The sequence below is a fragment of the Thermoplasmataceae archaeon genome (assembly GCA_038729425.1).
Lineage (GTDB): Archaea > Thermoplasmatota > Thermoplasmata > Thermoplasmatales > Thermoplasmataceae > B-DKE.
The window spans coordinates 7,357-13,314 of record JAVYSB010000007.1; the positions used below are offsets into that span (position 1 = coordinate 7,357).

Consider the following 5,958-nt stretch of genomic DNA (forward strand, 5'->3'; position numbering starts at 1 on the left):
AAGTACACCCCCACAGCAACCAGAAGAGCAACCGAAACAAATTCCATGTATGTTATGTAACTTCTGACGAGAAGTATTCCAATAACAAACGCGACTCCGGCAATTGCCTCAGAAGTGACCGAATGCAGCGTTCCGAGCATCGCAGCGGATAGGACAGTCTTTCTTTTGGAATAATTCAGCCTGCCTGAAACAACAGTCAGAGGGACCCAGTGATCAGGTGCGATCATGTGCAACCCACCCACTAATATAACTGTTCCCAGCAGTATTAAGAAAAGAGCCATTTGCTTCCCATTGGAAAATGGCACTTAATAATGTCGCAATAATAAGGGTGAATAAGTTTTGCTGGCTTGATACTATCAGAACTGGGGAACCTTTATTAAAGCGGGAAAACATGGACAGCCATGACAGGTTTCGAGCTACTCAGGTTTGAGAGTCATTCCCTGAGAGGAAATCCACTCAATGATCCTACTCAGAGAGATATTCTTCTGTTCAGGCCTGACAAGATTCGAGAGGGATCTCCGCTACTGATCGGACTCACAGGATTCGGGGGTGGAGCAAGAAGTTTTCTCAATTATTCACCTCTTTCCCAGAACTTCACGGATATATTGGATGCGCTTAAGAAATCCGGCAAGCTGCATGACGCCATCATTGTTATCCCGGACTGCTTCACCTCTCTTGGTGGAAACCAGTATCTCAACTCGGATGCGGTTGGAGCCTACGAAGATTTTATTGTAAAAGAAGTTGTTCCCCGGTTCAAAAGTGAATTCGGAACTGGCAATACCGGCTTGTTTGGTAAATCTTCAGGCGGATTTGGTGCGTATACGCTATCAGTCAGGAATCCAGAAGTGTTCCAGGGATTTGCCGATCATTCTGGCGATGCTGGTTTTGAATATTGCTATTTCCCGGATTTTCCGGATTCCATACGGGAGTTCAGGAGAGCTGGTGGGGTAGGAAAATGGTTTGAAGAATTCTCCAGAAGCGTCAATAAATCCAGGAAAAAGTACGTGGCTCCCTTGAATGTTCTGGCCATGGCCGCATTCTACAGCGCTAACAGGCAATCTGCTGACATGATGATAGATCTGCCGTTCAGCCTGGAAACAGGGGAGATGCTTGATGATGTTATTGAAAGATGGAAAAAATTTGACCCGGCCAGGAATATAACAGAGAACATCGGTAAAATACGGAACATGAAGGCAGTTTACCTTGATGTCGGATCAGAGGATGAGTTCAGAATAAACTTTGGAATGAACAAGATGCACCGCATCTTGAGTGAGAGCGGCGTGAGCCATTTCTACGAAGAGTTCGAGGACGGGCATTTCAACATTAGCTACAGGTATGAACAGTCCCTGGCATATCTAGCGGAAAGACTTTCCTGAATTGGTTACCTTAGCCTGTGGGTAACTTGCCAGATTCCTTAATAAATAAAAGCGGGTGATTGAGGATAACCCACTTTCCTGATCACAGAACGTGTTCCCTCACAGCCTCGGAAATCTGTTCTAGTGCTTTTTTCAGCAATGACCTCGAGCAGGCAAGGTTTATTCTCTGGAAGCCGTCGCCGCCTATCCTGAATATGTAACCGTCATCTAGCGCTACCTTTGCAGTGTTTTTCATTAATTTTTCAAGCTTTGTCGGGACAGGTTCAACGGCCCTGAAATCCAGCCAGCAGAGATAAGTCCCCTCGGGATCAATGACCTTCACCCATGGCATCTTCTCCTGCACATACCCTTTGAGGAAGCTGAGATTGCCGGAGATATATTCAAGCAGTTCATCAAGCCAGTCTTCGCATTGGTCATAGGCCGTCTGAATTGCATCAGCTGCGAAATAATTCGGGTGCAGTGTACCCTGAGTGGCACAGCTGTTCTCGAAGATCTGACGCATCCTGCTGTTGGGAATTATGATGTTTGATATCTGCAATCCTGCCAAATTGAAAGCTTTTGATCCCGATGTACATGTTATGGAATTGTTGGCTAGTTTATCTGAAATGGAGGCGAAATTCGTGAATTTCACACCGGGATATCTGAGATCGGAATGTATCTCGTCCGATACAACCGGTATCCCATTGTCTATACAGATATTCCCAAGCCTCTCAAGCTCTTCCTTCTTCCATACTCTTCCAACCGGATTGTGTGGAGAACATAGTATCATGAGCTTTGTCCTGGGGTCCCTGACCTTGTCCTCAAGATCTTCATAATCCATCTCATAGTGCCCGTCAACAAGTCTCAGCGGGTTGTAAAGAACAAACCTCCCGTTTGATTCAATTGAACGGAAAAATGGGTAATACACGGGGGGCTGAACTATGACCTTATCTCCGGGGCTTGTAAAAGCCTGAATTGCGAAACTAATCGCCGAGACAACCCCCGGGGTGTAGACAATCCACTCTTTCTTTATTTCCCAGTTATACCTTCGCCTGTACCACCGTATGACTGAATCATAGTATGAGGGCGTGAATAACGAATACCCATACACTCCATGATCTGCTCTTGAGACCATGGCATCAATAACAGGCTGAGGGGATCGAAAATCCATGTCTGCAACCCACAGGGGAAGAAGGTCTTCTGATCCGAACTGATCCTTCAACCCATCCCATTTTACTGATCCGGAGTGCTTTCTGTCTATCACTTGGTCAAAATCGTACCGCTTTTCAGACAAGATGAGATCAACCTGTACATATATTCGGTTCACCCTATTCTTTATTTTCCTCTTACAGGATCGTGGTTATCTTTCCATTCTCCAACCCCTTCCAAAGTGCGTGGCAGAGTAAAAGCATCCTGGAAATCTTGGTAAAGGAAAATTTAAGCAATAAAAAGCGAATAACAAGGACTCAGAATGGAAACCTGATGACTCCTCCATCTATCTGTATGTTTGCACCGTTGATGTATGACGCTTCCTTTGAGCAGAGGAAGGACACAAGATGCCCAATCTCCTCCGGATCGCCGAACCTCTTTGACGGTATGGTGTCCCTGATCTGCTGAAACGCCTCTTCCTTTGAGATGCCCTGCTTTGCAGAATTTCTTTCTGCAATGCTATCCAGTCTCGGCGTCATGAAATACCCCTGTGAGATGCTGTTAAAGGTGATCTCTCTGGAGGCAAACTCCATCGACAGGACTTTGGAAAGGCTTACCACAGCCGATCGCAGTGAAGCAGAGATGGAGAAATTCTCAAGCGGTGATTTTGTGGTCATTGACGTGATGAATACGACCCTGCCGCCATGGATTTGCATGTGAGGGATAACACTCCTGACCATGTCAATTGTACATTTCAGGAACATGTTTATGCTGGAATCCCAGTCCTCATCGGTGATTTCCATAAATGGAGCAACCTTTGGGTCACCATAATTCACCACCAGGTTGTCAATGTTACCCGTATTCTTCAGAACTTCGTCCATTACTCGTTTGACATCTGACGGCACTGTCATGTTCCCAACACTGTAATTAACGACTGATCCGGTAGCGCTGGCAATCTCCATGGCAGCATCTGCAATTTTGTGCTTGTTGCTTGAAAACATGTGCACCTTAGAACCTTCCGATGCGAGAACCTTCGCGACCGCTTTGCCAATTCCTGAGCTTGATGCGCTTACCAGTGAAACTTTTCCATCCAGCCTGCTCATAGTTTATGGAGCAATTGTCCAGATATAAAATTATTGAGCAAGCGTATTGCGGCACCACGGATGCGCTCACATCTCGTCCTCAATCAGCATCGATCAGGCTAAAGTAATAATATCGTTGGAAAATTACCATTGAATGGAACGGGAAAGCAAACTCATCATTGCACTCATGATTGCGGTGATGATGGGTGCAATTGATACCACGATTGTTGTCCTTGCATTCCTTCCGATCACTAAAGACCTTCACACCAGCTTCGCCTACTCCATCTGGGTGATAATGGTATATCTTCTGGTGCTTGCCGTGGGAACTACTCAGCTTGGCCGTCTTGGTGATATATTTGCGAGAAAGAACATCTTCCTTGCTGGTATAGCAGTATTCACTGTAGGATCTGCACTTTGCGGCGCATCACCTGGAATTCTGTACCTGATCGCGTTCAGGGTTATTCAGGGATCCGGGGCTGCTATGATCCAGTCCAACAGCGGCGCCATCATAGCGGAAAATTTTCCTCCAAACAGGAGGGGGCGCATCTTTGGGTACACGGGCGTCGGTTACAACGCTGGTGCGATGCTTGGTATTGTCCTTGGCGGTTTCATCACACAGTTCATCGGTTGGCAATTTATATTCTATATCAATGTCCCGATTGGCGCCTTTGCCCTGTGGTTTGCTCTCCGAAACATAAAGAAGATAGAGCCAGTGGGAAACAGACTTGACGTACCCGGGATAGTGTTACTGGCGTCAGGACTCGCCCTGATATCTTACGCGTCAGTTGATCTGGCAACATACGGCCTCAGGCTGATCAACGAAATCGTCCTGGCCGTTGGCGCAGCTGTCATAATCGCCATGGTTTCTGTAGAAAGAAAGGTTGAAAGGCCATTGCTTCCACTGAAGGTCTTCAGGGTTCGTGTTCTCACCTTTTCAATATTTGCCTCGTTTTTTCAGAGCCTTGGTTTCCTGGCAGTCGCTTTTATAGTGATAATGTATCTGCAGGGAATAAGAGGGCTGAATCCAGAGGAGAGTTCCCTCCTGCTCCTTCCAGGATATGTTGTGGGTAGCGTTCTTGGGCCATTCTTTGGCAGACTTACCGACCGGATCGGATCAAGAATTCCGGCAACCCTTGGTATTGGCATTATGGGCATATCTATCCTCATATATCTGACCCTGACAGTGCATTCCTCGTTCTATGTTGTGATTTTTGCTTCGCTTGTCACTGGTGTGGGATCTTCAATGTTCTTCCCCGCGAACAACAGTGCGGTGATGGCCAATTCCCCACGTGAGCTTTACGGCATGTCATCTGGGTTCCTCAGAACAATGTCCAGCATAGGGATGCTTGGGAGCTTCGTCGTGGCCATTTCTGTTGCCAGCATTAACGTGCCTCGATACATCGCATTCGAGGTGTTTGCGGGGAGCCTTCAGGGTGGTGTACCGTCCGGATTCCTGGTAGGTATCAAGGCCGCGTTGTTGGTATCGCTCGTGATCTTGATCATGGCCGGAATCCTTTCTGCGTTCAGGGGGAAGGAGAAGAGATCGGAAATCCGCGTCAAGTAAATGTTAACTCTGCGTTTGACACATGTGTTTTGTCACAGGGAGTCCCCACTCTTGGTTTATAAACCGGGTGACCGTACATATAAAGGTAATCCTTAAAGCTATGTTCCGTAATAACTATTTTGGGTATTAATTTGGAAATAGTAAAGGAAGATGTGCTGATTATAGGTGGTGGTATGGCGGGACTGCGAGCTGCCATTGCTGCTGCCGAATTTGACAAGAACATATCTGTTGGACTTGTTTCAAAATTGTATCCCCTCAGATCCCATTCGGTTTCCGCTGAGGGCGGAACCAGTGCAGTTCTAAACCCAAAAGACAATTTTGATCTCCATGCGTATGATACTATCAAGGGCAGCGATTATCTCGCTGATCAGGACGCAGTGGAACGTTTTGTCAGGATCGTTCCGGAACAGATATATGCCACAGATCACTGGGGATGCCCTTGGAGCAGGAATCCAGATGGCACCATTTCGCAGAGGGATTTCGGGGGCCTCAGCTTTCCGAGGGCAACGTTTGCAGCTGATAAGACCGGGTTCCACGTGATGCAGACACTGTTCAGCAGGTGCATGAAGTACGATAACATACACTTCTACAACGAGTATTTTGTAACGTCCATTGTCCTGAGCAATAACAAGTTCAATGCACTTACGGCCATAAGGCTCAGGAACGGTGAATACACCATATTCCAAGGGAAATCTCTGATCCTAGCGACTGGAGGAGCCGGAAGGCTCTATCAGTTCAGCACATATGCCCATTCAGTCACCGGTGACGGGAATGCCATGGCATTCAGATCTGGAATCCCGCTGAAGGA

Annotated in this window: 6 protein-coding genes; 3 read left to right on the forward strand and 3 right to left on the reverse strand. The window is 47.0% G+C overall.

Annotated features, from left to right (window positions below):
* Positions 1-227 (reverse strand): hypothetical protein (locus tag QW597_06535; GenBank protein ID MEM0156234.1); only part of this gene is annotated, 227 nt, incomplete at its 3' end.
* A gap of 174 nt (positions 228-401) precedes the next feature.
* Here QW597_06535 and QW597_06540 point away from each other — a divergent pair.
* Positions 402-1,376 (forward strand): alpha/beta hydrolase-fold protein, encoded by a 975-nt coding sequence (locus QW597_06540; GenBank protein ID MEM0156235.1) that lies wholly within the window; start codon positions 402-404, stop codon positions 1,374-1,376.
* 82 nt (positions 1,377-1,458) lie between these two features.
* On the opposite strand, the gene QW597_06545 is transcribed toward QW597_06540, so the two are convergent.
* Both QW597_06545 and QW597_06550 read right to left on the reverse strand, forming a co-directional pair.
* Positions 1,459-2,649, reverse strand: a complete 1,191-nt coding sequence (locus QW597_06545) for a MalY/PatB family protein (GenBank protein MEM0156236.1) — start codon at positions 2,647-2,649, stop codon at positions 1,459-1,461.
* A 172-nt stretch (positions 2,650-2,821) separates the two neighbouring features.
* Entirely contained in the window at positions 2,822-3,607 is a 786-nt protein-coding gene (locus QW597_06550; GenBank protein ID MEM0156237.1) for an SDR family oxidoreductase, read from the reverse strand.
* 133 nt (positions 3,608-3,740) lie between these two features.
* Between QW597_06550 and QW597_06555 the strand changes: the two genes are divergently transcribed.
* Both QW597_06555 and QW597_06560 read left to right on the forward strand, forming a co-directional pair.
* Positions 3,741-5,150, forward strand: coding sequence for an MFS transporter (locus tag QW597_06555; protein ID MEM0156238.1), 1,410 nt, complete (start codon positions 3,741-3,743; stop codon positions 5,148-5,150).
* A gap of 131 nt (positions 5,151-5,281) precedes the next feature.
* The coding region (locus QW597_06560) for an FAD-binding protein (protein ID MEM0156239.1) at positions 5,282-5,958 on the forward strand (677 nt) is incomplete at its 3' end.